Annotated in this window: 21 protein-coding genes; 12 read left to right on the top strand and 9 right to left on the bottom strand. The window is 71.3% G+C overall.

Annotated features, from left to right (window positions below; translation table 11 throughout):
- Positions 1-34: 34 nt before the first annotated feature.
- From ACFO6V_RS17005 to ACFO6V_RS16975, 7 genes are all read right to left on the bottom strand, one after another.
- Positions 35-337: an urease subunit gamma gene (locus tag ACFO6V_RS17005; protein ID WP_377137201.1), complete on the bottom strand. Its 303-nt coding sequence runs from the start codon at positions 335-337 to the stop codon at positions 35-37.
- Positions 338-359: 22 nt separating this feature from the next.
- Entirely contained in the window at positions 360-1,058 is a 699-nt protein-coding gene (locus ACFO6V_RS17000; protein WP_377138157.1) for an ATP-binding cassette domain-containing protein, read from the bottom strand.
- On the bottom strand, positions 1,058-1,933 hold the full coding sequence (gene urtD / locus ACFO6V_RS16995) for an urea ABC transporter ATP-binding protein UrtD (RefSeq protein WP_377137199.1): 876 nt from the start codon (positions 1,931-1,933) through the stop codon (positions 1,058-1,060). Before urtD ends, ACFO6V_RS17000 begins: the two co-directional genes overlap by 1 nt.
- Positions 1,930-3,054: an urea ABC transporter permease subunit UrtC gene (gene urtC / locus ACFO6V_RS16990; protein ID WP_377137197.1), complete on the bottom strand. Its 1,125-nt coding sequence runs from the start codon at positions 3,052-3,054 to the stop codon at positions 1,930-1,932. Before urtC ends, urtD begins: the two co-directional genes overlap by 4 nt.
- Positions 3,051-3,932 carry an urea ABC transporter permease subunit UrtB gene (urtB, locus tag ACFO6V_RS16985; protein ID WP_377137195.1) on the bottom strand — a complete coding sequence of 294 codons (882 nt, stop codon included), beginning with the start codon at positions 3,930-3,932 and terminating at the stop codon, positions 3,051-3,053. Before urtB ends, urtC begins: the two co-directional genes overlap by 4 nt.
- 28 nt (positions 3,933-3,960) lie before the next feature.
- Positions 3,961-5,232, bottom strand: a complete 1,272-nt coding sequence (gene urtA, locus ACFO6V_RS16980; protein ID WP_377137193.1) for an urea ABC transporter substrate-binding protein — start codon at positions 5,230-5,232, stop codon at positions 3,961-3,963.
- A gap of 205 nt (positions 5,233-5,437) precedes the next feature.
- Positions 5,438-6,430, bottom strand: a complete 993-nt coding sequence (locus ACFO6V_RS16975) for an ornithine cyclodeaminase family protein (RefSeq protein WP_377137191.1) — start codon at positions 6,428-6,430, stop codon at positions 5,438-5,440.
- A 235-nt stretch (positions 6,431-6,665) separates the two neighbouring features.
- Here ACFO6V_RS16975 and ACFO6V_RS16970 point away from each other — a divergent pair, with 235 nt between their 5' ends.
- Genes ACFO6V_RS16970 through ACFO6V_RS16960 form a run of 3 tightly spaced genes read left to right on the top strand, consistent with a single transcriptional unit; the run spans position 6,666 to position 10,698 of the window.
- The gene (locus ACFO6V_RS16970; protein ID WP_377137189.1) at positions 6,666-8,726 is read left to right on the top strand and encodes a serine hydrolase; all 2,061 of its coding nucleotides are present in this window, start codon (positions 6,666-6,668) and stop codon (positions 8,724-8,726) included.
- Between the two features lie 2 nt (positions 8,727-8,728).
- Entirely contained in the window at positions 8,729-10,039 is a 1,311-nt protein-coding gene (locus tag ACFO6V_RS16965; RefSeq protein WP_377137187.1) for a sensor histidine kinase, read from the top strand.
- A complete protein-coding gene (locus tag ACFO6V_RS16960; protein ID WP_377137185.1) occupies positions 10,036-10,698 on the top strand; it encodes a response regulator in 663 nt (220 codons plus the stop codon). The genes ACFO6V_RS16965 and ACFO6V_RS16960 overlap by 4 nt, the downstream gene beginning before the upstream one ends.
- Positions 10,699-10,750: 52 nt before the next feature.
- Here ACFO6V_RS16960 and ACFO6V_RS16955 read toward each other — a convergent pair whose 3' ends face one another.
- Positions 10,751-12,232 carry a flavin-containing monooxygenase gene (locus ACFO6V_RS16955; protein ID WP_377137183.1) on the bottom strand — a complete coding sequence of 494 codons (1,482 nt, stop codon included), beginning with the start codon at positions 12,230-12,232 and terminating at the stop codon, positions 10,751-10,753.
- Positions 12,229-14,631 carry a 7,8-didemethyl-8-hydroxy-5-deazariboflavin synthase CofG gene (gene cofG / locus ACFO6V_RS16950; protein ID WP_377137181.1) on the bottom strand — a complete coding sequence of 801 codons (2,403 nt, stop codon included), beginning with the start codon at positions 14,629-14,631 and terminating at the stop codon, positions 12,229-12,231. Before cofG ends, ACFO6V_RS16955 begins: the two co-directional genes overlap by 4 nt.
- Positions 14,632-15,041: 410 nt before the next feature.
- On the opposite strand from cofG, the gene ACFO6V_RS16945 reads away from it, so the two are divergent.
- From ACFO6V_RS16945 to clpX, 9 genes are all read left to right on the top strand, one after another.
- Positions 15,042-16,298 carry a cellulase family glycosylhydrolase gene (locus tag ACFO6V_RS16945; RefSeq protein WP_377137179.1) on the top strand — a complete coding sequence of 419 codons (1,257 nt, stop codon included), beginning with the start codon at positions 15,042-15,044 and terminating at the stop codon, positions 16,296-16,298.
- 76 nt (positions 16,299-16,374) lie between these two features.
- Entirely contained in the window at positions 16,375-17,502 is a 1,128-nt protein-coding gene (locus ACFO6V_RS16940; RefSeq protein ID WP_377137177.1) for a flavin-containing monooxygenase, read from the top strand.
- Positions 17,503-17,573: 71 nt separating this feature from the next.
- Positions 17,574-18,881, top strand: coding sequence for an ABC transporter substrate-binding protein (locus ACFO6V_RS16935; RefSeq protein ID WP_377137175.1), 1,308 nt, complete (start codon positions 17,574-17,576; stop codon positions 18,879-18,881).
- The gene (locus tag ACFO6V_RS16930) at positions 18,878-19,798 is read left to right on the top strand and encodes a carbohydrate ABC transporter permease (RefSeq protein WP_377137173.1); all 921 of its coding nucleotides are present in this window, start codon (positions 18,878-18,880) and stop codon (positions 19,796-19,798) included. Before ACFO6V_RS16935 ends, ACFO6V_RS16930 begins: the two co-directional genes overlap by 4 nt.
- A complete protein-coding gene (locus tag ACFO6V_RS16925) occupies positions 19,795-20,604 on the top strand; it encodes a carbohydrate ABC transporter permease (protein WP_377137171.1) in 810 nt (269 codons plus the stop codon). Before ACFO6V_RS16930 ends, ACFO6V_RS16925 begins: the two co-directional genes overlap by 4 nt.
- A 219-nt stretch (positions 20,605-20,823) precedes the next feature.
- On the top strand, positions 20,824-22,224 hold the full coding sequence (gene tig, locus ACFO6V_RS16920; protein ID WP_377137169.1) for a trigger factor: 1,401 nt from the start codon (positions 20,824-20,826) through the stop codon (positions 22,222-22,224).
- Positions 22,225-22,467: 243 nt separating this feature from the next.
- A complete protein-coding gene (locus ACFO6V_RS16915; protein ID WP_357450314.1) occupies positions 22,468-23,103 on the top strand; it encodes an ATP-dependent Clp protease proteolytic subunit in 636 nt (211 codons plus the stop codon).
- A gap of 44 nt (positions 23,104-23,147) precedes the next feature.
- On the top strand, positions 23,148-23,867 hold the full coding sequence (locus ACFO6V_RS16910) for an ATP-dependent Clp protease proteolytic subunit (protein ID WP_377137166.1): 720 nt from the start codon (positions 23,148-23,150) through the stop codon (positions 23,865-23,867).
- A gap of 284 nt (positions 23,868-24,151) precedes the next feature.
- Positions 24,152-25,441, top strand: a complete 1,290-nt coding sequence (gene clpX / locus ACFO6V_RS16905) for an ATP-dependent Clp protease ATP-binding subunit ClpX (protein ID WP_377137164.1) — start codon at positions 24,152-24,154, stop codon at positions 25,439-25,441.
- Positions 25,442-25,491 lie beyond the last annotated feature (50 nt).

Below are 25,491 nucleotides of genomic sequence, written 5' to 3'. Positions count from 1 at the left end.
GAGGGCCTTTCTGTTGGACCGGCTACCAGACCGGCTACTGGACCGGGTGGTGCAGGGTGACGAGCTTGCGACCGTCGGGGAACGTGGCCTCGACCTGGACGTCGGTGAGCATCTCCGGGACGCCGTCCATGACCTGCTCGCGGACCAGGACCTCGCGGCCGGTGTCCATGAGCGTCGCGACGTCGGCGCCCTCGCGGGCGCGCTCGATCACCCAGCAGGACAGCAGCGCCACGGACTCCGGGTAGTTGAGCCGCACACCGCGCGCGAGCCGGTCGCGCGCGACCATCCCGGCGGTGGCCAGCAGCAGCTTCTCGACGTCGGCGGGGCTCAGGTGCATGGCTCCTCCAGCCGGCGGGCGGTCACAGGGCGAGCGCCGTTCGGGCTGCCTGGGCCGCGGCCGGGCCGCCGCCCTGGCCACGGTGGGCGACCCGGCCGGAGGCGAGCACCGCGAACTCGGCGGCGTGCTCCACGGCGTAGCCGATGTGCTGCTCGACGAGCAGCACCGACAGGTCTCCGGCCGTGGTCAGCGCCGAGATCGCGTCGTAGATCTCGCTGACGACGTTGGGCTGGATGCCCTCGACCGGCTCGTCCAGCACGAGCAGCCGCGGTCCCGTGACCAGGGCCCGGGCGATCGCGAGCTGCTGCCGCTGCCCACCGGACAGCAGCCCGGCCTGGCGCCCCAGCAGGTCGCGCAGCGCGGGGAACAGGTCGAGCGCGTCGAGCGTCCGGCGTCGGGCGGCACGTCCGTGGGCGTCCGCGACCACCTGCAGGTTCTCGCGCGCGCTCAGCAGCCCGAAGGACTGCTGGCCCTGCGGCACGTAGGCGATGCCGCGCCGCACCCGCTGGTGCGGCGCGAGCCGGGTGACGTCCTCGCCCGCGAGCCGCACCGTCCCGGCCCGCACGGGCAGCAGGCCGAGCACCGCCCGCAGCAGGGTCGTCTTGCCCGCGCCGTTGTGGCCCAGCACGGCGGTCAGCCCGCCGTCGGGCACGGTCAGGTCGACGTCGTGCACCACTGTGGTGCGCCCGTAGCCCGTGGTCACGCCGCTCAGCTCCAGCATCACGCGATGTCTCCTTCACTCGGGGCGGACGCCGGCGCCGTGGCCGGGGTCGTCGCCGGGGCGCCGAGGTAGACCTCGACGACCGCCGGGTCGTTCTGCACCTCGTGCACGGTGCCCTCCGCGAGCACCCGCCCCTGGTGCATCACGGTGACCGAGTCGGCGAAGGACCGGAGGAACTCCATGTCGTGCTCGACCACGACCACCACCCGCTGCGACCCGATACGGCGCAGCAGCTGCCCGGTCTCCTCGCGCTCGGCCTGGGTCATGCCCGCCACGGGCTCGTCGAGCAGCAGCAGGTGGGCGTCCTGGACGAGCAGCATCCCGATCTCCAGCCACTGCTTCTGGCCGTGCGCGAGCACGCCGGCGGGCACGTCGCGCAGCGCCGTCAGGCCTACCGTCTCCAGCGCGTGCTCTACGGCCTCCGGCACGCCCGGCCGACGCCGCAGCAGGGTCAGCGCCCCACGCCGCGCGCCGGCCGCGATGTCGAGGTTCTGCAGCACGGTCAGCTCCTCGAACACGCTGGCCGTCTGGAACGTTCGCCCGACGCCGGCGCGGGCGATGCGGTGGGTGCTGCGTCCGAGCAGCTCGGTCCGGCCGAAGGCGGCCGAGCCGGTGGCCCGGACCAGGCCCGTGACGGCGTCGATGAGCGTCGTCTTGCCCGCGCCGTTCGGGCCGATGAGGAACCGCAGGTCGCCCTGCGTGACCGTGAGGTCGACGTCGCGCACGGCGACGAAGCCGTCGAACTCGACCCGCAGGCCGCGCACCTCCAGGTAGTCGTGGCGGAACCGGGCGGTGTCCGTGCCGAGCAGCGCCTCGGCCGCGGCCAGGTCGATCTCGGTCCCGGGCTGCTCCGCGGCCGGTGACATGTCGTTCATGCGGGGCTCCTTTCCGCGGCCGGCCCGTCCGTGGCCGGCTCGTCCGTGGCCGGCTCGTCGTCGACGGGCTCGGCGGCACGACGCCGCCGCAGCGTCCCGACGACCGACGCGAGACCGCCGGGCAGGAACGCGATGACCAGCACGAACAGGGCGCCCTGGAAGTAGATCCAGCCCGACGGGAACTGCTCGGAGATCGACGTCTGCGCCCAGCTCACCGCTATCGAGCCGAGCACCGGGCCGAGCAGGGTCGCGCGCCCGCCGATCGCCACGCCGATGAGGAAGCCGATGGACGGCACCACGCCGACGTCGGCCGGAGAGATGATGCCGACGATCGGCACGAACAGCGCGCCGCCGACCGCCGCCATGACCGCGGCGACGACGTAGGCGACGACCTTGATCGCCGCCGGGTCGTAGCCGAGGAACCGGACGCGGTCCTCCTGGTCCCGCACCGCGATCAGCAGCTCGCCGAACCGGGAGACGGTGAGCTGTCGCACCACGGCGACCATCCCGAGCAGCACGCCCGCCGCGATCAGGTAGAGCATCTGCTTGTTGACCGGGTCGGCCAGGTCGTATCCGAAGAACGCCCGGAACCCGTTGAGCCCGTTGGTCCCGCCGGTGGTCTGCTGCTGGCCGATGAGCAGGATGGCGAAGGCCGCCGCCAGCGCCTGGGACAGGATCGCGAAGTATGCGCCCCGCACCCGTCGGGTGAACACCGCCCAGCCGAGCAGCGCGGCCAGCCCCGCCGGGATGAGCACGACCAGCAGGATCGCCGAGACGGGGGAGCGCAGCGGCTCCCACCAGGTAGGCACCTGCCCCGTGCCGTACAGCAGCATGAAGTCCGGGACGCCGCCCGGACCGGCGTCGGCCAGCTTGAGGTGCATGGCCATCAGGTAGGCGCCGAGGCCGAAGTAGACGCCCTGGCCCAGGGTGAGCAGCCCACCGCGACCCCACGCCAGGCCGATCCCGACCGCGACCATGGCGAGGCAGAGGAACTTGGCGAGCAGGTCGAGGCGGAACGGGCTCAGCACGACGGGCGCGAGCAGCAGGAGGGCCGCCGCGAGGCCGAACGCCACGAGGGTGCGGGTGCGTCCGGGGCGGACGAGTGCGGTCAGGACGGTCATGCGAGGCTCCTCGTCCGGACCGAGACCAGGCCCTGGGGTCGTAGCTGCAGGAAGGCCACGATGGCGACGAACACGAGCACCTTGGCGAGGGAGGCCGTCGTCGAGTACTCGAAGAACGACTGCATCAGGCCCAGCGCCGTCGCCGCGATCACCGTGCCCTTGATCTGGCCGATGCCGCCGGCCACGACCACGAGGAACGCGTCGACGATGTAGCTGGTCCCGAGCGTCGGCCCGACCGAGCCGAGCAGCGTGAGCGCGACGCCCGCGATGCCGGCGAGCCCCGACCCGATGAAGAACGTGACCCGGTCGGTCGCCCGCGACGAGATGCCGGACGCCTCGGCCAGGTCCCGGTTCTGCACGACGGCGCGGATGCGCCGGCCGAGCGGGGTCGCACGCAGCGCCACCGCGAGGGCGACGACGCACACCAGGGCGAGCGCCAGGATGAACAGGCGCGTCCGGGGCAGCGCGAGCCCGCCGACCTGGACCGCGCCCGACAGCCAGGCGGGCGCGGCGACGTCCACGTTGGGTGCGCCGAACACGTCCCGCGCGACCTGCTGGAGCACGAGCGCGACACCCCAGGTGACCAGCAGCGTGTCCAGCGGCCGCCGGTACATGCGGTGGATGAGCGTCGCCTCCAGGAGCAGGCCGAGCAGGCCGCCGACGAGGAAGCCGAGGGGCAGCGCGACGAGCAGGCTCACGCCGGCGTCGCCGATCACGCTCTGGACGACGAACGCGGTGTAGGCGCCGGCCATCATGAACTCGCCGTGGGCCATGTTGATGACGCCCATCTGGCCGAAGGTCAGGGAGAGCCCGAGGGCGGCGAGGAGGAGGACGGAGCCGAGGCTCAGTCCGGCGAAGAGCTGCGCGAGGATGTCCATGCGGGTCCCGTTTCTTCCCGGGGCCCGGTCAGGACAGCCCGTCGGCCCAGTCGTAGCCCTCGAGGAACGGGTCGGGCTCGATCGGCTCCTCCGAGCTCCACTCGGTGTGGATCAGGCCGTCCGCGCCGATCTTGCCGATGAGGGCGGTCTTGGCGATGTGGTGGTTGTCGCCGTTGACGACGACCTCGCCCTCGGGGGCGTCGAAGGTGACGCCGTCCGCGGCCGCGGTCACGTCGTCGACGGCGAACGACTCGGCCTTCTCGACCATCGCCTTCCAGAGGTAGAGGGAGGTGTAGGCGGCCTCCATCGGGTCGGACGTGGGGCGGTCCTCGCCGTACTCGGCCTTGAAGGCCTCGACGAACGCGGTGTTCGTGGGGCTGTCCACGGTCTGGTAGTAGTTCCAGGCGGTGAGCTGGCCCTCGACGTTGTCGATGCCGATGCCGCCGACCTCCTCCTCGGCGATGGACACCGAGACGACGGGCATCTCGTCGGCGGACATGCCGACGTTGTTGTACTCCTTGAAGAATGCGACGTTGGAGTCGCCGTTGAGGGTGTTGAACACGGCGTCGGCGCCGGCGGACTTGACCTTGTTGACGATCGTCGAGAAGTCGGTGTGGCCGAGCGGCGCGTACTCCTCGCCGACGATCTCGATGTCGTGGGCCGCGGCGTAGGCGTTGATGATCTTGTTCGCCGTGCGCGGGAAGACGTAGTCCGAGCCCACCAGGAACAGGGACTTCGTGCCCTGCTCGGCGAGGTAGTCCAGCGCCGGCACGATCTGCTGGTTGGTCGTGGCACCGGTGTAGAAGATGTTGGGGGAGGACTCCAGGCCCTCGTACTGCACCGGGTAGAACAGCAGGGAGTCCTGGGCCTCGAACACGGGCAGCATCGCCTTGCGGGACGCCGAGGTCCAGCCCCCGAACACCGCCGCGACGCAGTCGCTGGTGATGAGCTTGCCGGCCTTCTCGGCGAAGATCGTGGGCTCGGACTGGCCGTCCTCCGAGACGATCTCGAGCTGCTTGCCGAGCACGCCGCCGTCGGCGTTGATCTCCTGGGCGGCGAGCTGCAGGGAGTCGTGGACCGTCTGCTCCGAGATCGCCATCGTGCCCGACAGCGAGTTGAGGAAGCCGATCTTGACGGTGTCGCCGGACGTGTCGACGCAGCTCTCGGCGGAGCTGGACGCGCCGGGGCTGCCGGCGTCGACCCGCGCACCGCAGGCGCTCAGGGCGATGACGCACAGGGCGGCGAGCGAGACGGTGCTCAGACGCGTCGCGCGGTGGGGCGACGGGGACCGAAGACGCATGGGGGATGCTCCGTTTCATGGCCGACGGCCCGGGATGGGCCGACCGTTTAGGTTCAAATGAACCTAAGTGGACGGAGATGTCGCTCCAGCTCTTCGGCGGTAACTTTCGTGTTTCCCTGCGGGCGCTTGTGTTTCGGCTGTGTACAGGGCCGTGACCTGCGCCGCCGGAGCTGTGCGCGGCGTAGCGATTCGCGCCGACCTCGGGTCAGCGCCCGCCCGCCAGCACCGCCTCGGCCACGACCAGGTCCTCCCACGACATCCCGGTGCTCTTGAAGACCAGCGGCCGGGCCGGGTCGGGGCGGACGGCGCCCGTGACGACGTCGCGCATCGGGACCAGGTCCTCCGCACGGAGCGCGCCGTCCGCTATCGCCAGCACGACGTCGCCCGCCTCGCGCAGGGCCGCGGCACGATCCTCGACGACGACGGTGGCCCGGCCGAGCAGCCCGGCGGGCAGCTCCCGCGCGTCCGGCTCGTGCGAGCCCACCGCGACGACCACCGCCGTGCCGGCGATCAGGTCGGCATCGAACAAGGGCTCGCGCGCCGACGTCGCACAGACGACGACGTCGGCGGCGCGCAGGGCGTCGTCCGACTCCGTGGTGCCGAGCCGGACGAGGCGCGCGCCGTCGATCGGGCCGGACCCCGCTGGTCGAGCGTGTCGAGACCCGGGTCCCGACACGCTCGACCAGCGAGCGGGATCCCGGACGAGCTGGTCCACAGAGGCGAGCTCCCGGTGTCCAGCCAGGGCACCGGCGAGCGTGGCGACGTGGCCGTGGGCCTGCGGTCCCGAGCCGAGGACGGCCACGCGCAGCGGCGTCGGCCCCGCGAGGAGCCGGCGCAGCACCGCCGCGACGGACACCGCCGGCGTGCGGAGCGTGGTCAGGGCGATGCCGTCGAGCACGGCGACGACGCCGAGCGTCGCGGCGTCGAGCAGGAGGTACGAACCCTGGACGCGGGGCAGGCCCCGTTCCGGGTTGCCGGGTGCGACCGTGGCGACCTTGATACCCGCGTGCTTGAGGCCGCCTCCGCCGTCCGACGGCATGAGCAGGAGCTGACCGGCCTCCAGCGGGACCGCCTGGCGGGGGAGGTCGACGGCGGGGTCCAGCCCGCCGTCCAGCGCGGCGGTGATCGCGGCGACGGCGTCGGCGGGCGGGCAGGCGGCGGCGACTGCCGCGGCGTCCAGGACGAGGGGCGCGCTCATCCGCCCGAGCCTATCCAGGGAACTGACCATGCACTTGCTGCCAGAACCGGCCGCCTTGCTCCGGCAGCAAGTGCATGGTCATCGACCTCGGGCGGAGCCCGACTCCACCAAAGGTCGTAAGCCAGGTGCATGCTCGCGGGCGATGTGCCGCCGCTGCCCGCCCGACAGGCTTGGGGTGTCCGGAAGAAAGCCTCCGGACCAGCCCGAACACCCGCCGAGCGCGAGGAGCGCGACGATGTTCCCGACCTATGAGCTACCCACCGAGCGGCCCCGCCGCGTGCGCACCCTGGCGGCGCTCGCCGCCCTGGGGGCGCTCGCGATGACCGTCGCCGCCGGCGTCCCGGCGTCCGCCGCGACCGCCTCCGAGCCGACACCGCCCCCGCCCGTCTCCGCCCCCGCGGGCGAGCACGCCCTCGAGCAGTCGGACGTCGACGCCTGGCTCGACGGACTGCTGCCCTCCGCGCTGGAGAGCGCCGGCATCGCCGGCGGCGTCGTCACGGTGGTCGACGACGGCAAGGTCGTCACCACCCGCGGCTACGGCTACGCCGACACGGGCACGACGGGCGGCGAGGCGGTACCGGTCGACCCGGAGAGCACGCTGTTCCGCCCGGGTTCCGTGTCCAAGCTGTTCACCGCCACCGCCGCCATGCAGCTGGTCGAGAGCGGCGACGTCGACCTGGACACCGACATCGCGGAGTACCTCGACTTCGACGTCCCGCGGTCGTTCGACGGGCCGATCACCATGCGCCACCTGCTCACGCACACCGCGGGCTTCGAGGAGCGGCTCGGCGGCCTCATCGGTTCGGGCGACGTGTCGCCGGTGCTCCGGGACGAGCTGGCGGAGGACCCGCCGGAGCAGGTCTACGAGCCCGGCACGGTCCCCGCCTACTCGAACTACGGCAACTCGCTGGCCGGGTACATCGTCGAGCACGTGAGCGGCGTGCCGTTCGAGCAGTACGTCGAGCAGAACATCCTCGCGCCGGCCGGCATGACGTCGTCGACCTTCGAGCAGCCGCTGCCCGAAGCGCTCCGCGACCGGATGTCCAAGGGCTACGCGACGTCGGCGGACGCCCCCGGCCCGTTCGAGATCGTCGGGACGCCGCCCGCCGGCGCCCTGACCGCCTCGGCACCCGACATGGCGCGCTTCATGCTGGCCCAGCTCGGCGAACCCGGCACGGGTTCGATCCTGGAGCCCGGGACGCTCGACCTGATGCATGCGCCCGCGCTGGACGACAGCTCGCTGGGCAACCTCGCGGCGTCCCCGCGGATGACGCTCGGGTTCTTCGACGAGAGCCGCAACGGGCGCTGGATCATCGGCCACGGCGGCGACACCAACTACTTCCACTCCCACCTGCAGCTCTACCCGGAGGAGCGCACCGGCATCTTCGTCTCCTTCAACAGCACGGGTGACAGCGGCCTCGCGACCCTCGAGCTGCGCGACGCGGTGCTGCACGGCTTCACCGACCGCTACTTCCCGGCGGAGTCCGCCCCCGCAACCGGCACCGTCGACGAAGCGACCGCCAAGGAGCACGCCGCGATCGCCGAGGGCAGCTACGTCGCCTCGCGCGGCATGCAGAGCACGTTCCTGGCCTCGCTGGAGGCGTTCAGCACCACGCAGCTCACCGCTCGGGCCGACGGCCGCCTCCTGATCACGCCGGGTCCACTCAGCGACTCGCCCGCCCTGTACGAGGAGATCGAGCCGTGGGTCTGGCGTGAGGTCGACGGCCAGCGCGTCATCGCCATGCGCGTCGCCGGCGACAAGGTCGAGGCGATAGGGATCGAGGGTGCCTTCACCCTGCTGCCCGCCCAGCCGGAGCGTGCCCAGGCAGTTGCGCTCCCCGTGCTCGGCGTGTCCGCGCTGATCCTGCTCGTGGCGGCCGTCGCGTGGCCGGCCGGTGCGATCACGCGGCGGGTCCGGCGGCGGTCGGTTCCCGGGTCAGGGTCCGGCTCCGAGCGGGCCGTGCGTCTCCACCAGGGGCGCACCGGCCGGGTCGCCAGGCTGCTCACCAACATCGCGACGGTCTGCGCGGTGCTGGCCCTCGGTGGCTGGACCGCAACGGTGCTCACGGTGATGAGCCTGGAGGACGTCTCCGAGTTCTCCCTGCGCCAGCTGCAGGTGGTCCAGGGCCTCGGCGTGCTGGGCATCGTGCCCGCTGCGTTCCAGGTGGTCGGCGCGATCCGCGACCGCCACGGCTGGCGCAGGATCCTCGGCACCGTGCTCGTGCTGCTCGCCCTGGCCGGAATCGCCTGGTTCGCCGTCGAGTTCCGCCTGCTGGCGCCGTCTGTATCGTACTGATGATGCTCACGACGGACGGCCCAGCGGTGTTCGACGGCGTTCCGGTCCCGCCGCGCCTCGGCAGGCTCGACAGCCTGCTGACCCGGCTCGGCGTGACCACGCGGCCGGCACAGGACGCGCTGCTGGCCGCGGTCGTCGCCCTGATGACCGCGGGCCTGCTGGTCGTGCTCTTCCAGTACGTGCTGGAGGCGGAGGACCTGACGGTCGGTCCGGCGCAGGGCGTCCTGCTCGCGGTCGCCACGTGCGCCCAGGCGCTGCCGCTGGTCCTGCGCCGGACCCGTCCGGTCCTCTGCCTGGGCCTCGTCGTGGCCGTTCAGGTGCTCGTCATCGCCGCGTCGCCCCCGGACCTGTCGGTCGGCGGCATACCGCAGGTCATCGCCGGATACACGGTAGGCACGCTGCTGCCGGCCCGCCGGGCCCTGATGGTGACGGGCGCGGCGGTGCCGGTCGGGGTCCTGGCGGCGGCGGTGACCGCCCTCGTGTCGGGCAACGGCCTGCTGATGCCGGCCGCGAACCATCTCGCGGCGGGGATCGGCACCTATGTGGTCAGCGCCCTGGTCGGCGGGGCGGTGGCGACCCGCCGCCGCTACGTCGAGCTGCTCCACCTCCGGGCCGAAGAGCTGATGCGGACGCAGCGGGCGACCACCCAGGCGGCGATCTTCGCCGAACGGTCCCGCATGGCCCGCGAGCTGCACGACGTCGCGGCGCACCACCTCTCCGGCCTCGTGGTCCAGGCCGCCGCCGTGGCGCGGCAGATCGACAGCGACCCCGAGGCCGCCAAGGCCGGCACCGCCTGGATCCGGGGTCAGGGCAAGGAGACGCTGGACAGCCTCCGCCTGATCGTCGGGGTCCTCCGGGAACGGCCGAGCGTCGACGACGACGGGCACGACGCGCCCCCGCCCGGGCTCGATGCGCTCGACGGGCTGGTGCGGACGGCGCGCACCCTGGGGGACACCGTGGAGCTGGTCCGCGAGGGCCGGCCCCGCGACCTGGCGCCCATCGCGGACGCGGCGTTCTACCGCGTGGCGCAGGAGTCGCTGTCGAACGCCCGCCAGCACGCACCCGGCGCGCCCGTGCGGATGGCCGTGCGGTTCGCGGAGCGGGAGGTCTCGCTCGAGGTCGTCAACACCCCTGCCGCCGGGCGTACCCCGACGGTCTCGACGCGGCAGGGGATGGGCCTCATCGGTATGAGGGAGCGCGCGCACCTCGTCGGGGCGACACTGACGACCGGTCCCACGCCGTCCGGCGGGTGGCGCGTGCTGCTGACGCTGCCGCTGCACCACGAGCCCACGAACACCGGAGGACAGGAATGATCAGGGTCTTGCTCGTCGACGACCAGGCGGTGGTCCGGGCGGGGTTCCGGTTCCTCCTGGAGCAGGCCGACGACATCGAGGTGGTCGCCGAGGCCTCGAACGGTCCCGTGGCGGTCGAGCTCGCCCGCCGGCACAGCCCCGACGTCGTCTGCATGGACGTGCGCATGCCGGGCGGTGACGGCCTCGCGGCGACCCGCGAGATCGTGGCCGACGCCGCCTCCGGCGGGACCGCACCCGCGGTGCTCGTCGTGACCACCTTCGACCTCGACGAGTACGTGTTCGGCGCTCTGGAGGCCGGGGCTGGCGGGTTCATCCTCAAGGACTGCGAGCCCGAAGAACTGATCGACGCCGTCCGCCGGCTCGCCGACGGCCACGGCCTCATCGACCAGGCGGTGACCCGCCGGGTGATCACCGAGTTCGCGCGTCGCAAGGCCCCGCCTGAGTCGGCCTCGGACGTCGCGGCGCAGCTCACGGCACGCGAGGCCGAGATCGTGCGGCAGCTCGCCCGCGGGCTGTCGAACGCGGAGATCGCGCGCGAGCTGGTCGTGGAGACGAGCACCGTGAAGTCACACCTCGGCCGCGCCATGGCCAAGATCGGCACACGCGACCGCCTACAGACCGTGGTCTGGGCCTACCAGAACGGGCTCGCGCCGGGCTGAGGCGCTGGCGCGCCGAGTGATCGGCAGAATGTCAGGTGATCGGCATTCCGAGCTACCGATCACCTGACATTCTGCCGATCATCTGCACCCGGCCCCGGAACGGGGCCGGGTCGAAGACGCCGAACCGTTCGCGGTACTCCGCCGCCCGGCCGGGCCACAGGAGCGTGAGCCGCCCCGAGCGTTCGTCCACGTACCAGCTGCGGCAGCCGCCGCGGAGCCACACCGTCCCGGCGGCGCGCTCGTCGATCTCGCGTGTGTAGGCCTCCTCGGCCGCCGCCGACACCTCGAGCGGCCCGCCCGCCTGGTCCTGGTGGTCGAGCGCGCCGAGCACGTAGTCGATCTGCGCCTCGATCACCTCGAGGGCGGAGTGGTGGCCGAGCCCCGCGTTGGGGCCGTCCAGCACGAAGAGGTTAGGGAAGCCGTGCACGGCCGTGGAGGCGTGGCTCGTCATGCCGTCGGACCAGTGCTCGGCGAGCGTCTGTCCGCCGCGACCGGTGATCAGGTCGGCGAACGGCGGCCTGGTCGTCTCGAACCCTGTGGCCAGCACGAGCACGTCGACCTCGTACCGCGCGCCGGACGCCGCGACCAGCGTCGATCCCTCGACCGCTACCGGGGGACCCGGCTCCAGCGTGACGTGCGGCTGCTGGAGCGCCGGGTACCAGTCGTCGCTGAAGAGCGCGCGCTTGCAGCCCACCGCGTAGTCGGGCGTGAGGAGCGCGCGCAGCGCGGGATCCGGCACCTGGGTGCGCAGGTGGGTCTCCGCGCGCTCCCGCAGCGCGGCCTCCGCCGTCGTGCCGGCGATCCGGGCCTCGAAGAGCCGGTCGGCCTCCTCCGCGAGCGCCGCACGTTCCGGCCGGGCCTCGCCGGGCGCGTAGGCCCGGTCGCCGCGCGGGAGTACCCAGGGCGGGGTGCGCTGCAGCACGACGACGGACTCCGCCCGGCGGGCCAGCTCCGGCACGAGCTGGATGGCGCTCGCGCCGGTGCCGACGACCCCGACCCGGAGCCCGGCGGGCAGGTCGCGGTCCCAGCGGGCGGAGTGGAACACGCGGCCGGGGAACGTGCCGAGCCCGGGGAGGTCGGGCACGCGGGGCTCGCTGAGCCGGCCGACCGCCGTCACCAGGACCCGGGCGGTCAGGGGGCCCCGCGACGTCGTCAGGTGCCATGCGGCCTCGCCCTCGTGCCAGCGCGCGTCCGTGAGCTCGGTGCCGAGGCGCAGGTGCGGGGTCACTCCTTCGGAGCGTGCGACGTCCCGGACGTACTCGTGGATCTCGGCGCCCGGGGCGAACACCCGTGACCAGGCGGGCTGGGGCAGGAACGAGTAGGAGTAGAGCGCGCTCGGGATGTCGCACGCGACGCCCGGGTAGACGTTGTCGCGCCAGGTCCCGCCGACGTCGTCGGCCCGCTCCAGGATCGCGAAGCCCGTGCGCCCGGCACGACGCAGCCGGGCGCCGAGGCCCACGCCGGCGAGCCCCGCGCCCACTACCGCGACGTCCACCTCGGTGGCCGCTCCGGCTGAAGGGTTCGTGCCGGTCACCCCACCTGCTCGTACGTGGTCGTGCGCTGGCGTACGGACCGGCCCAGCTCGGTGGCGAGCCGCGTCACGTCCGCGACCGTCAGCTCGCGCCCCTGCTCGGGGCCGGCGCCGGGGTCCAGCACGCCGTCGAGCAGCACGCCGCCGAGGTCGTCGGCGCCGCCCGCGAGCATGTGCTGTGCGCCGCGCATGCCGAGCTTGGTCCATGCGGCCTGCACGTGGTCGATCCGCCCGTCGAGCATCAGTCGCGCCACCGCGTGCAGGGCGCGGCTCTCGCGCAGGGTCGCCGCCCGTGCGCCGGCGACCGGCACCGGCGACTCCGCGGCCAGCCAGGGCATCGGGATCAGCTCGGTGAACCCGCCGGTCGCGTCCTGTACGCGGGCCAGCGCGCGCAGGTGGCGCACCTGGTCCCGCGCCGACTCGACGTGCCCGTAGACGATGGTCGCCGTGGACCGCAGGCCCGCGGTGTGCGCGGCGGTGACGAGCTCCAGCCAGCGCTCGGCCGGGATGTCGGTGCCGCCGGTGAGCAGGGCCCGGATCCGGTCGTCGAGGATGCGGGCGCCCGTGCCCGGCACGGTGTCGACACCGGCCTCGCGGAGCGCCGTCAGCCAGTCGGGCAGGGAGAGCCCGGCGCGGGCGGCGCCGTCGGCGAGCTCGGCCGGGCGGAAGGCGTGCAGGTGCAGGTCGGGCCCGCCCCGCTTCACGGCGCGGGCCAGGTCGAGGTAGCCGTCCGCGCCCGCCGACGTCGGCGGCACGCCCTGCGCGCACACCTCCGTGGCGCCGAGCGCTACGGCCTCCTTGGCCAGCCCCTCGATCTGCTCGGGGGCCAGGCCCAGCGACGCGTCGATGTTCCGGTTCACCGCGTAGGTGACGGCGTCGCCGACGCGCGCACGCCGCACCTGGTCGGCGAGCGCGGCGAGCTCCTCCAGGTCGGAGCCGCGCGCCCCCAGCAGCTCGACCCAGCCCGCGTCGTCGACCCCAGCAGGATCGCCGGCAACGTCGCCGATCAGCCGCCCCAGCCTCCCGGCTCCGTTGAGTGCGGGCTTTTTGTGCTCTGAAGGGTCGAAATCGCGCAAATATCCAGCACTCAACGGGGTGGAGGCGGGGAAGGCGCCCAGAAGGGCGTCCTGGCGGGCCAGACCGTAGTCGTCCGACAGGGCCAGGACGCGGGGGCGGAGGCGGTCGTCCAGCCAGTCCGCGCCGTCCCGGGCCTCGCGCAGGTAGTGCGGGTGCGCCGTGAGGCGTTCGCGCAGCGTGTACCCGCCCTCGGCCGTCAGCCGCGCCAGGTCCTCGATGTGCGGCCAGGGCCGCTCGGGGTTCACGTGGTCGGGGGTCAGCGGGCTGACGCCGCCCCAGTCGTCGATGCCGGCGCGCACCAGGAGCTGGAGCTCGGCGGCGTCGGTCAGGTTGGGTGGCGCCTGCACGCGCATGCCCGGGCCGAGCAGCACCCTGGTCACGGCGACGGCGGCCGCGTACTCCTGGGTCTCCAGGTCCTCCGCGCCCATCATCGCGGTGGCCGACTTGGCGCGGAAGTTCTGCACGATCACCTCCTGCAGGTGACCGTGGCGGGCGTGCGCGTCGCGCAGGGCCAGGATCGAGTCCACGCGTTCGGCGTAGTTCTCGCCGATGCCGAGCAGCACGCCGGTCGTGAACGGGATGCGGGACCGGCCGGCGTCGTCGATCACGCGCAGCCGCAGGGCCGGGTCCTTGTCGGGGGAGCCGAAGTGCGCCTCGCCCTTCTCGGTCCACAGCCGCGACGACGTGGTCTCCAGCATCATGCCCATCGACGGGCCCACCGGCTTGAGCCGCTGCATCTCCGCCCACGACATGACGCCGGGATTGAGGTGCGGGAGCAGTCCGGTCTCGTCCAGGATCAGCTGGGCCATGTGGCCCACGTACTCGAGCGTCGAGGCGTACCCGTGGCTGTCCAGCCACTGCCGGGCGACCGGCCAGCGGTTCTCCGGCCGGTCGCCGAGCGTCAGCAGGGCCTCCTTGCAGCCCAGCTCCGCACCCTGCCGGGCGACCTCCAGGACGGCGTCGGCCTCCATGTAGGGCGAGATGCCGGCCTTGGCGAGCTTGCCGGGCGACTGGACGAAGATGCAGTAGTGGCACCGGTCCTGGCAGAGGTGCGTCAGCGGGACGAACACCTTGCGCGAGTACGTGATGACGCCGGGCCGGCCGGCCTCCTGCAGTCCGGTGTCGCGCATCGTGCTCGCGACCGCGAGCAGCCGGTCCAGGTCAGCGCCGCGGGCGTGCAGGAGCACCTCGGCGTCCGCACGGTCGGGCGTGCTGCCACCGCCGTCCTCCAGCCGGTCGAGCGCCGCTTCCAGGACCGGACGGTCCGGGGCCTGCGGCTGGTCAGCGGCGCGCGAAGGCATGCGCAGGGTCAGGGGAACAGTCATGGGCCCACCTCGGGTGCGGGAACCGGATCGGGATGGTCCGGAGGGGACGGGCCGACACTATGTCATCGGGCGATGTCGTCTCACCGTGATCCCGCAGTGCGCCATGTCACGTCACTCGCCGTCGGCGACAGTTCCCTCCTCCGTGCTGACCAGTGTGTCGAGCGTCGCGAAGAACGCCTCGATCCCCGGCAGGTTCGCGCCCTTGGCGCGGGATGCGGCGAAGTCCTCCTGGAACGTACGGGTCGCGCGGTCGGGTTCACCGTAAGACCTGACCGACGCCGGGCGTGAAACGGTGTGGAAATCCCCGATATCACCCGACGACCCGCCTTGCTAGCGTCTGGGCGACCAGCAGGCCGGCAGCGTAGCCGCGACCTGCTCCGGATCAACAGACGAACTGAGGTGGTCCCATCATGGTCTCCCGCCGCGCCCCGATCGTCGTCGCAGTTGCCACTGCCGCGATGCTGGCGCTAGGAACGGCGCTCGTCCCCCTTCTGCCCGCCACAGCCGTCACCGCCGCCACGAGCGAGTGCTCCGCACCGACCTGGGCGGAGGGCACCAGCTACCGCGCAGGACAGCAGGTCACCTACGAGGGCCGCTCCTACACCGCCACGCAGGCGCACACCGCCCACCCGGGTGCGGGCTGGGACCCGGCGTCGACGCCGACGCTCTGGACCCTCAGCGGTACGTGCGACGGCGGCCCGGATCCCGAGCCGACACCGACCGACCCGGCTCCGGAGGCCGGAACGCCGGTCGCGGCCAACGGCCAGCTCAGCGTGTGCGGCGTGGGCCTGTGCAACGCGCAGGGCAAGCGGATCCAGCTGCGCGGGATGAGCACGCACGGCACCCAGTGGTACTCCCAGTGCATCACTGACGGTTCGCTCGACACCCTCGCGCACGACTGGAACGCCGACGTGGTGCGGATCTCCACCTACGTGCAGGAGGACGGCTACGAGACCGACCCCGCGCGCTTCACGGCGCTGGTGAACCGCTACATCGACATGCTCACGGCGCGCGGCATGTACGCGATCGTCGACTGGCACATGCTCGACCCGGGCGACCCGAACTTCAACCTGCAGCGCGCCAAGACGTTCTTCACGGCCATCGCGGAGCGGAACAACGGCAAGAACAACATCATCTACGAGGTCGCGAACGAGCCCAACGGCGTGTCCTGGCAGACCATCAAGGGCTACCACGAGCAGATCATCCCGGTGGTCCGCGCGAAGGACCCCGACGCCGTGATCCTGCTGGGCACGCGGGCATGGTCGTCGCTGGGCGTCTCCGACGGCTCCAACGAGTCCGAGGTGGTGAACAACCCGGTCAACGCCTCGAACGTGATGTACACGTTCCACTTCTACGCCGCGTCGCACGGGCAGGACTACCTGAACGCGCTCTCCCGCGCCGCGGACCGGATCCCGATGTTCATCACCGAGTTCGGCACCCAGGACTACGCAGGTGAGGGCGCCAACGACTTCGCCATGTCGCAGCGCTACCTCGACCTGGCGGCGTCGAAGAAGATCAGCTGGGTCAACTGGAACTTCTCCGACGACCACCGCTCCGGGGCTGTCCTCACCCAGGGAAGCTGCGCGAGCGGCTCCTTCGGCACCGGGAACCTCAAGGAGTCCGGCCGCTGGATCCGGGACCGGATCCGGACGGCGGACGACTTCTAGACCGGCTGGGTGCCGGGTAGGGGTGAACAAGGTTCAGCCCCGCCCGGCACCCATCGTGCACCACTACGCTCCATCCATGTCTCACACCGTGTACGTGATCGGCGCCGGACCGGCCGGACTGGCAGCCGCCGCGGCCCTGCGGGCGAAGGGCGCTGACGTCACGGTCCTGGAGAAGTCGGAGCACGTCGGCAACGCCTGGCGGCACCACTACGACCGCCTGCACCTGCACACGACACGCGGACTCTCGCAGCTGCCCGGTCTCCCGATCCCGCGCGAGTTCGGCCGCTGGGTGGCCCGGGACGACGTCGTCCGCTACCTCGAGGCGTATGCCGCCCACCACGACCTGCGGATCGAGCACGGCGTCGAGGTGACGCGCCTCGACCGCGCCGACGGCGTGTGGACGATCACCACCGGCGAGGGCGACGCCGAAGGCCGGCGCGCGGCGGACGCCGTCGTCGTCGCCACCGGGTACAACCACACGCCGCACCTCCCCGACTGGCCCGGCCAGGACACATTCCCCGGCCAGGTCGTGCACGCGAGCCGGTACCGCAACCCGGCCCCGTACGCGGGCATGGACGTGCTGGTCGTCGGTGTGGGCAACACAGGCGCCGAGATCGCGCAGGACCTCGCGGAGAACGGCGCCGCGAGCGTCCACCTCGCGGTCCGCACACCGCCGCACATCGTGCCGCGCAACCAGGGGCCGTGGGCCGCGCAGTACACGGGCCTGCTGGTGCGCCACCTGCCGACCGCCTTCGTCGACGCCCTCAGCGTCCCCGTCCGCAAGGCCAGCTTCCCGGACCTCGCCCACCTCGGGCTGCCGATCCCGGAGGTCGGCCTGGCCACACGCGTGGCCCAAGGCTCCATCCCCGTGCAGGACATCGGCCTCGTCGCCGCCGTCCAGGCCGGCACGATCCGCGTCGTCAGGGCGATCGAACGGTTCGACGACGGCGACGTCGTCCTGACCGACGGCGCCCGCCTCACCCCCGACGTCGTCCTCGCCGCCACCGGCTACCGCCGCGCGCTGGAGCCCGTCATGGGCCACCTCGGCGTGCTCGACGAGCACGGAAAACCGATCTCCACGAACGGCCGTCCGGCCGCGCGGGGCCTCTACTTCACGGGCTTCACCAACCCGATCTCCGGCATGTTCCGCGAGATGGCCGCCGACGCCCACCGGATCGCAAGGAACGTCACCGCAGGCCGCTGAGACCGCGACACGACATTGCGTGAGACGGAAATTGCTTGACAGTCCGACGTCGGACCGGAAGCGTCCGGCGCATGAACCGCCGAACGTCCCTCGCAGCAGGGGCCACCGCAACCCTCGTGGCCCTCACGCTCACCGCCTGCGCACCGTCAACGGGTAGCCCGGAACCCGGTGGGGCCGCGGGGGAGGGATGCGACGGCGACGCGGTGGCGCTCGACGTGTGGTCCTGGCGCACCGAGGACGTCAAGACGTACGAGAAGATCTTCGACGTCTTCGAAGAGGCCAACCCGTGCATCACGGTGAACTTCCAGGCCCACCTCAACACCGAGTACGACCAGATCCTGCGGACCGGCCTGACCGGCTCCGACGGGCCCGACATCGCACAGGTGCGGTCCTACGGCCTGCTCCAGCCGCTCGTCGAGGGCGGCAACCTCGAGCCGCTCGAGGACCTCGTCCCGGCGCTCGGCGAGTTCGACGACGCGATCCTCGACGGCGCTCGCGGACGCGAGGACGGCGCGGTCTACGGCGTGCCCCTGGCCTCCCAGACGATCCAGGTCTACTACAACACCGCGATCTTCGAGGAGAACGGCCTGGAGGAGCCGGAGACCTGGGACGACTTCGTGGCGATCAACGACAAGCTCCTCGCGACGGATGTGACGCCGCTCGCTGTGGGCGCGCGCGACGGATGGTTCGTGCCCACGGTGCACGACGCCCTGACGTCCGCCCAGTACGGCGGCGCGGACTTCCAGCAGAAGCTGCGCGACGGCGACACCGACTTCACCGACCCGGCGTACGTCGACTCGATCCAGACGCTCAAGGACCTGCAGAAGTACATGCCCGAGGACGTGACCGGCGTGGCGTACACCGACGCGCAGGTGCTGTTCACCTCGGAGCAGGCGGCGATGTTCGCCGGCGGCTCGTACGAGCTGGCGTTCTTCCAGGAGGCGAACCCGGACCTCGAGCTCGGCGTGTTCCAGGTGCCCCCGCCGCCCGGCGCGGCGCTGGACCACCCGGTCAGCCCCGGCTACGCGGACGGGAACTGGGGCCTCTCGGCCGCCACCGAGCACCCGGAGGAGGCCGCGACCCTGCTGAACTGGCTGGCCACGCCGGAGTTCGGGCAGCTGGTCGCCGACGAGCTCAAGCAGTTCTCGCCGATCCCCGGCGTCGAGTTCTCCGACCCGGTCCAGCAGGAGATGTGGGACCTGTACCAGGAGAACCCCGCGCCGTACCTGCTGCTCGTGGACTACCGCTACGGCGACCCCGTCGGCACCGACCTGATGGGGGAGGCGGGCCAGAAGCTGTTCCTCGGCGACGCCGACGCCGAGCAGGCCGCGGGGATCATCCAGGACGGCCTCGCGGCCTGGTGGACGCCGGGCGAGTGAGCGGCCGTCGCACAGCGGCGCTCCCCACGTCGGTCGCACTGCTCTTCCTGCTGCCTGCGGCGGCGCTGTTCGCCGTCTTCGTGCTCTACCCGATGGCGACGGCGCTCAGCTACTCGATGTTCTCCTGGCGCGGCACCGCGCAGGACTCGTTCGTGGGGCTGGACAACTTCGTCACGCTGCTGACCACCGAGCCGTACCGCAGCCAGCTCCCGCGCGCCTTCGCGCACAACGGGCTGCTGTTCGTCGGCGCGATGGTCGTGCAGAACTCCGTGGGCCTGCTGCTGGCGTACGTGCTGCACAAGCGGGAGCGGATGCGCCGGCTGTTCCAGGTTCTCTACACGATGCCGTACCTGGTCTCGCCGCTCGTCGTCGGCTACCTGTGGTCGCTGCTGCTCTCGCCGCTGTTCGGCCCGGTGAACGCCGCCCTGCGCGCCGTCGGCCTGGAGTCGGTGGCCCAGCCCTGGCTGGGTGACCCCGACACCGCCCTGTGGGTGGTCGTGCTGGTGACGGCGTGGCAGTGGGTAGGGTTCCCGCTCCTGGTCTACGGCGCCGCGCTCGGGTCGCTCGACCCCACGACGGAGGAGGCCGCGATGCTCGACGGCGCGTCCTCCCGCCAGCGGTTCTGGTACGTCACGCTGCCCATGCTGGTGCCGGTGATCGGCACGGTGAGCGTGCTGACGTTCATCTTCTCCATGGAGGCGTTCCCGATCCCGTACGCCCTCGGGGGGTCCAACGGCAGCCCGGCGGGGGCCACCGACGTCATGTCGCTCCTCTTCTACCGCACCGCGTTCAGCTCGGGCGCCTCCAACGCGATAGGCGTCTCGTCGGCCGTGGCGATCCTGCTGTTCGTCGTGATCGTCGGGGTGTCGGTGCTGTTCACGCGGTGGTTCCGCCGCGTCGAGCGAGGCCTGACGTGAAGCGCGCTGCGGTGCAGGTGGTCCTCTGGGGCTACGCCGCGGTCGCGCTGGTGCCGCTGCTGATCATGGTGTGGAACTCGTTCCGCACCGACCAGGAGCTCGTCGCCGAGCCGCTCGGCGTGCCGGTCAGCCCCTCGCTGGACGCGTACCGCCAGGCCTGGGTGGAGGCGTCGTTCTCCACGTACTTCCTCAACTCGGTGCTCGTCACGACGGCGTCGGTCCTGCTGTCCACCGTCGTGTCCCTGCTGGCGGCCTACGCGCTGGCCCGGTCGCGCTCCCGGCTGATGGGCGTCATCGAGCAGGTGTTCGTGTCGGGCTTGATGATGCCCGTGTTCCTCATGATCGTGCCGATCTTCTACCTGCTCGACACGATCGGGCTCGCCTCGACCCGGACCGGCCTGATCCTGGTCTACGCGGCGGTGTCGATCCCGTTCTCGGTGTTCGTGCTGGCCACGTTCCTGCGCCAGCTCCCGGACGAGCTGGAGGACGCCGCCCGGATCGACGGCGCTGGCCCCTTCCGGACCTTCTGGTCGGTCCTGCTGCCGCTCGTGCGTCCGGCGGTGGCGACAGTGGTGGTCTTCCGCTTCGTGCCCATCTGGAACGACTTCTTCTACCCGCTCATCCTCGTGCGCGACCGCACCCAGTACACGCTGCCCGTCGGCCTGACCACGTTCTTCGGGGAGTACCAGACGTCGTGGTCCACCCTGTTCGCGGGCCTCGTCATCGCCACGCTGCCGCTGGTGGTCCTGTTCCTCGTGGCCACACGGCAGATAGTGGCTGGTCTGACGGCGGGGATGGGCCGCTGAGGGCCGGCGGATGCCGGACGGTGTGCGGCACGCCACCGGTTTGCATTCGGCGCCTGTGGTCGTGGGGCGTACCATTGACGGGTTGCCCGTGCGTCTCTCGCACATCGTCGTCAGCACGGCTGTCAGCGAGCAGCGGCAACTGAGCTGAGCATCCCCGCGCCACCCCGGGAAGCAGTAAGCCGGCGTGCGCGCACCCCCGACATTCTGGAGACCATCGAAGTGAAGAGCGCCGTCGAGACCCTGGAGCCCACCAAGGTCAAGCTGACCGTCGAGGTGGACTACGACGAGCTCAAGCCGAGCATCGATCACGCCTACGAGCACATCGCGGAGCAGGTGAACGTCCCCGGCTTCCGCAAGGGCAAGGTGCCCCCGCGCATCATCGAGCAGCGGGTCGGCTGGGGCGCAGTGATCGAGCACGCCGTGAACGACGGCCTCTCGGGCTTCTACCGTGACGCGCTCGGCGAGACCGAGCTGCGTCCGCTGGCCCAGCCCGAGATCGACGTGACCGACGTGCCGGCCAAGGCCGGCGAGGGCCAGCTGAAGTTCACGGCAGAGGTCGAGGTGCGCCCGGAGATCGAGCTGCCCGAGCTGTCCGACGTCGAGCTGACCGTGGACTCCACCGAGGTCACCGATGAGGACGTCGCGGAGCGCATGGACGCCCTGCGGGAGCGCTTCGGCACCCTGGTCGGCGTCGACCGCCCGGCCGTCGAGGGCGACTACATCGTCATCGACCTGAAGGCCGTCATCGGTGACGAGGAGGTCGACTCCGTGTCGGGCGTCTCGTACCAGATCGGCTCCGGCAACATGCTCGAGGGCCTGGACGAGGCCCTGACCGGCCTGTCCGCCGGCGAGACCACCACCTTCAAGGCGCCGCTGGCCGGCGGCGACCACGAGGGCAAGGACGCGGACGTCACCGTCACCGCGACCTCGGTCAAGCAGCGCGACCTCCCCGAGGTGGACGACGACTTCGCCCAGCTCGCCTCGGAGTTCGACACGCTCGAGGAGCTCAAGGACGACCTGAAGACCCAGGTCGCCGGCATCAAGACCTCCAACCAGGCCGTCAGCGCCCGGGACGCCCTCATGGAGAAGCTGCTGGAGACCGTCGAGGTCCCCGTGCCGACCGGTGTGGTCCAGGCCGAGGTGCACCGCCACCTCGAGTCCGAGAGCCGCCTGGAGGACGACGAGCACCGCGCCGAGGTCACCGCCGACGCGACCAAGGCGATCAAGAACCAGATCCTGCTCGACACCCTCGCCGAGAAGCTCAAGGTGCAGGTGAGCCAGGGCGAGCTCGTCGAGTACCTGGTGAGCGCCTCGCAGCAGTACGGCATGGAGCCGAGCGAGTTCATCCAGTCCCTCGAGCAGGGCGGGCAGATCCCCGCCATGGTCGGCGAGGTCGCGCGCTCGAAGGCCCTCGCGGTCGCCCTGCGCCAGATCGAGGTCAAGGACTCCGACGGCAACGTCGTCGACCTGAGCGAGTTCATCGGTTCGGAAGAGGTCGACGAGGCCCAGGCCGCGCTCGACGCGGCAGTGGCACAGGCTCAGGAGGCCGGTGACGACGAGGCACCCGAGGCGCCTGCCGAGGGCGCTGCGCCCGAGTCGTCGGAGCCCGCGAAGGCCTGACGTACACCCGGCCCGAGAGGGCCGATGCATGACGCCCGACGGCGGTCCGCACCCTCGGCGTGAGGGTGCGGACCGCCGTCCGCGTTCCCCCGGACTTCGCCGTGGGCAGCACCGATGCGCTGTAGGCGAAACGGGCTCCGAATCAGGAGTTCCGGCGGGCGGGGGCACGTTAGGGTCGAGCGAGACGTCAATGGGACGTGGTCCAGAGACGTGGTCCAACAGACGAGAGTCAGAACCGAGGAGATGGACGTGAACGATCTGCTGCGGATGGATGCCGGGCCGGTAGCACGGGCGGAGGGTGCTGGTTTCGGGCTCAACGACTCCATCTACAACCGGCTGCTCAAGGAGCGCATCATCTGGCTGGGGTCGGAGGTGCGCGACGAGAACGCGAACGCGATCAGCGCGCAGATGATGCTTCTCGCGGCCGAGGACCCCGACAAGGACATCTGGCTGTACATCAACTCGCCGGGCGGCTCGATCACAGCCGGCATGGCGATCTACGACACGATGCAGTTCATCAAGCCGGACGTGGCGACCGTCGCGATGGGGATGGCCGCGTCCATGGGGCAGTTCCTGCTGTCCTCCGGCACGAAGGGCAAGCGCTACATCACGCCGCACGCCCGCGTGCTCATGCACCAGCCGTCGGGCGGTATCGGCGGCACGGCGACCGACGTGCGGATCGGCGCGCAGCTCATCATGCACATGAAGAAGGTGCTCGCCGAGCTGACGTCCGAGCAGACCGGGCAGCCGATCGAGAAGATCATCAAGGACAACGACCGCGACAACTGGTTCACGGCCGCCGAGGCGCTGGAGTACGGCTTCGTCGACCACGTCGTCGAGAGCGCTGCGCTTGCCGGCGGCGGCGGCATGGCCAGCTGACCGCCCGGAAACTCATCAAGACCTGATCGACGAGGAGATCCACCGTGAGTCCTGAAGCCCAGTTCATCGCAGCCGCAGAGCGCCTTGCCGGTACACGCGCCCACCCGGTCGCGGGGCTGCCTTTTGCCACCGCTGGCGCCATGCCGTCCGCCCGCTACGTGCTCCCGCAGTTCGAGGAGCGCACCGCGTACGGCTTCAAGCGCCAGGACCCGTACACCAAGCTGTTCGAGGACCGCATCATCTTCCTGGGTGTCCAGGTCGACGACGCGTCCGCCGACGACGTCATGGCCCAGCTGCTGGTCCTGGAGACCCAGGACCCGGACCGTGACATCTCGATCTACATCAACTCGCCGGGTGGCTCGTTCACGGCCATGACGGCGCTGTACGACACCATGCAGTTCATCAAGCCGCAGATCCAGACCACCTGCCTCGGGCAGGCGGCGTCCGCCGCCGCGGTCCTGCTGGCCGCCGGTCAGCCGGGCAAGCGCCTCGCACTCCCGAACTCGCGCGTGCTGATCCACCAGCCCGCGATGGAGGGTGGCGGCTACGCGCAGGCCTCGGACATCGAGATCCACGCGAACGAGCTCATCCGCATGCGCGAGTGGCTCGAGCTGACGATCGCGACGCACAGCGGCAAGTCGCAGGAAGAGGTGCGCAACGACATCGAGCGCGACAAGATCCTCACCGCCGCCCAGGCGAAGGAGTACGGTCTGGTCGACGAGGTGCTCCAGTCGCGCAAGCCTGTCACGGTCGTGACGAACTGACCTTTCCGGTCGGTTCCGTCGAGACCGCTTCCGACGCCGGGGCGTGCCACCAATAGCGGTGGACGACGAGCCCCGGCGTCGGGCATGGTGGGACACGCTGCACAGAACATGACAAAATTGTCATGATGTGGTGAATATCGGTCGTGCGACCCGCCGGGCCGCCGGGCTGACAACGAGCCACCGGTGGTGTGGAATGGATCTAAGACCGCTCGACGTTGCGGATCTGCTGGGTCAACCGGCCTGTGCGGGACTCCGTGAGGGTGCACAAGGCGAGGAGACAGGTAGTGGTGCGAATCGGTGACGGCGCGGAACTGCTGAAGTGCAACTTCTGCGGCAAGTCGCAGAAGCAGGTGAAGAAGCTGATCGCCGGGCCGGGCGTGTACATCTGCGACGAGTGCATCGAGCTGTGCAACGAGATCATCGAGGAAGAGCTCGGTGAGGCAGCCGAGCTCGGACTGACAGAGCTGCCCAAGCCGCGCGAGATCTTCGACTTCCTCGAGCAGTACATCATCGGCCAGGACCCCGCCAAGCGCGCCCTGGCCGTTGCTGTCTACAACCATTACAAGCGCATCCAGGCGGGCGAGGCCGGCCGGTCGATCAACCCGGACGAGCAGGACCAGGTCGAGATCGCGAAGTCCAACATCCTGCTCATCGGCCCGACGGGCACGGGCAAGACCTATCTGGCGCAGACGCTCGCCAAGATGCTCAACGTGCCCTTCGCCATCGCCGACGCGACCGCTCTCACCGAGGCCGGCTACGTGGGCGAGGACGTCGAGAACATCCTGCTCAAGCTCATCCAGGCCGCGGACTACGACGTCAAGAAGGCCGAGACGGGCATCATCTACATCGACGAGGTCGACAAGGTGGCCCGCAAGGCCGAGAACCCGTCGATCACGCGCGACGTGTCCGGTGAGGGCGTGCAGCAGGCACTCCTGAAGATCATCGAGGGCACCACCGCATCGGTGCCGCCGCAGGGCGGGCGCAAGCACCCGCACCAGGAGTTCATCCAGATCGACACGACGAACGTGCTGTTCATCGTGGCCGGCGCCTTCGCAGGGCTGGACGACATCGTGGCCGCCCGGTCCCGCAAGCGCGGCATCGGGTTCAGCGCCCCCATGGAGTCGATAGTCCCCGACGCGGACCTGTTCGCCGAGGTGCGGCCCGAGGACCTGCAGAAGTACGGGCTGATCCCCGAGTTCATCGGCCGGCTGCCCGTCATCGCCTCCGTCTCGCCGCTCGACCGGGACGCGCTGGTGCGGATCCTCACGGAGCCCAAGAACGCGCTCGTGAAGCAGTACCAGCGCATGTTCCAGATCGACGGCGTGGAGCTCGAGTTCGACGAGCCGGCGGTGGGCGCCATCGCCGAGCAGGCGCTGCTGCGGGGCACCGGGGCGCGCGGCCTGCGCGCCATCATGGAAGAGGTGCTCCAGCAGGTCATGTTCGACGTGCCGAGCCGTGACGACGTCGAGCGCGTGCTCATCACGCGCGACGTGGTGCTCGACAACGTGAATCCGACCGTGGTGCCGCGCAAGAGCCCCGTACGGGGCCGCCAACCGCGCGAGAAGAGCGCGTAGCCCCTCTCGCCGGGTACGTCGAAGTAGAGCGCCTGTCCAGCGCTCCTGTG

Origin of the sequence: Promicromonospora alba, from assembly GCF_042654905.1 — a bacterium.
Classification (GTDB): domain Bacteria; phylum Actinomycetota; class Actinomycetes; order Actinomycetales; family Cellulomonadaceae; genus Promicromonospora; species Promicromonospora alba.
The sequence above is the reverse complement of the archived record's forward strand: the minus strand, read 5'-3'. Positions and strand labels throughout refer to the sequence as shown.

What these genes read in the sequence shown, in the direction of transcription:
- ACFO6V_RS16960 (WP_377137185.1), top strand. Translation starts at nt 10,036, where the DNA reads ATGATCAGGGTCTTGCTCGTCGACGACCAGGCGGTGGTCCGGGCGGGG.
- ACFO6V_RS16970 (WP_377137189.1), top strand. Translation starts at nt 6,666, where the DNA reads ATGTTCCCGACCTATGAGCTACCCACCGAGCGGCCCCGCCGCGTGCGC.
- urtB (WP_377137195.1), bottom strand. Translation starts at nt 3,932, where the DNA reads ATGGACATCCTCGCGCAGCTCTTCGCCGGACTGAGCCTCGGCTCCGTC.
- ACFO6V_RS16940 (WP_377137177.1), top strand. Translation starts at nt 16,375, where the DNA reads ATGTCTCACACCGTGTACGTGATCGGCGCCGGACCGGCCGGACTGGCA.
- ACFO6V_RS16965 (WP_377137187.1), top strand. Translation starts at nt 8,729, where the DNA reads ATGCTCACGACGGACGGCCCAGCGGTGTTCGACGGCGTTCCGGTCCCG.
- ACFO6V_RS16935 (WP_377137175.1), top strand. Translation starts at nt 17,574, where the DNA reads ATGAACCGCCGAACGTCCCTCGCAGCAGGGGCCACCGCAACCCTCGTG.
- ACFO6V_RS17005 (WP_377137201.1), bottom strand. Translation starts at nt 337, where the DNA reads ATGCACCTGAGCCCCGCCGACGTCGAGAAGCTGCTGCTGGCCACCGCC.
- ACFO6V_RS16975 (WP_377137191.1), bottom strand. Translation starts at nt 6,430, where the DNA reads ATGAGCGCGCCCCTCGTCCTGGACGCCGCGGCAGTCGCCGCCGCCTGC.
- urtD (WP_377137199.1), bottom strand. Translation starts at nt 1,933, where the DNA reads ATGAACGACATGTCACCGGCCGCGGAGCAGCCCGGGACCGAGATCGAC.
- urtA (WP_377137193.1), bottom strand. Translation starts at nt 5,232, where the DNA reads ATGCGTCTTCGGTCCCCGTCGCCCCACCGCGCGACGCGTCTGAGCACC.
- ACFO6V_RS16915 (WP_357450314.1), top strand. Translation starts at nt 22,468, where the DNA reads ATGGACGTGAACGATCTGCTGCGGATGGATGCCGGGCCGGTAGCACGG.
- cofG (WP_377137181.1), bottom strand. Translation starts at nt 14,631, where the DNA reads ATGACTGTTCCCCTGACCCTGCGCATGCCTTCGCGCGCCGCTGACCAG.
- ACFO6V_RS16945 (WP_377137179.1), top strand. Translation starts at nt 15,042, where the DNA reads ATGGTCTCCCGCCGCGCCCCGATCGTCGTCGCAGTTGCCACTGCCGCG.
- urtC (WP_377137197.1), bottom strand. Translation starts at nt 3,054, where the DNA reads ATGACCGTCCTGACCGCACTCGTCCGCCCCGGACGCACCCGCACCCTC.
- ACFO6V_RS17000 (WP_377138157.1), bottom strand. Translation starts at nt 1,058, where the DNA reads ATGCTGGAGCTGAGCGGCGTGACCACGGGCTACGGGCGCACCACAGTG.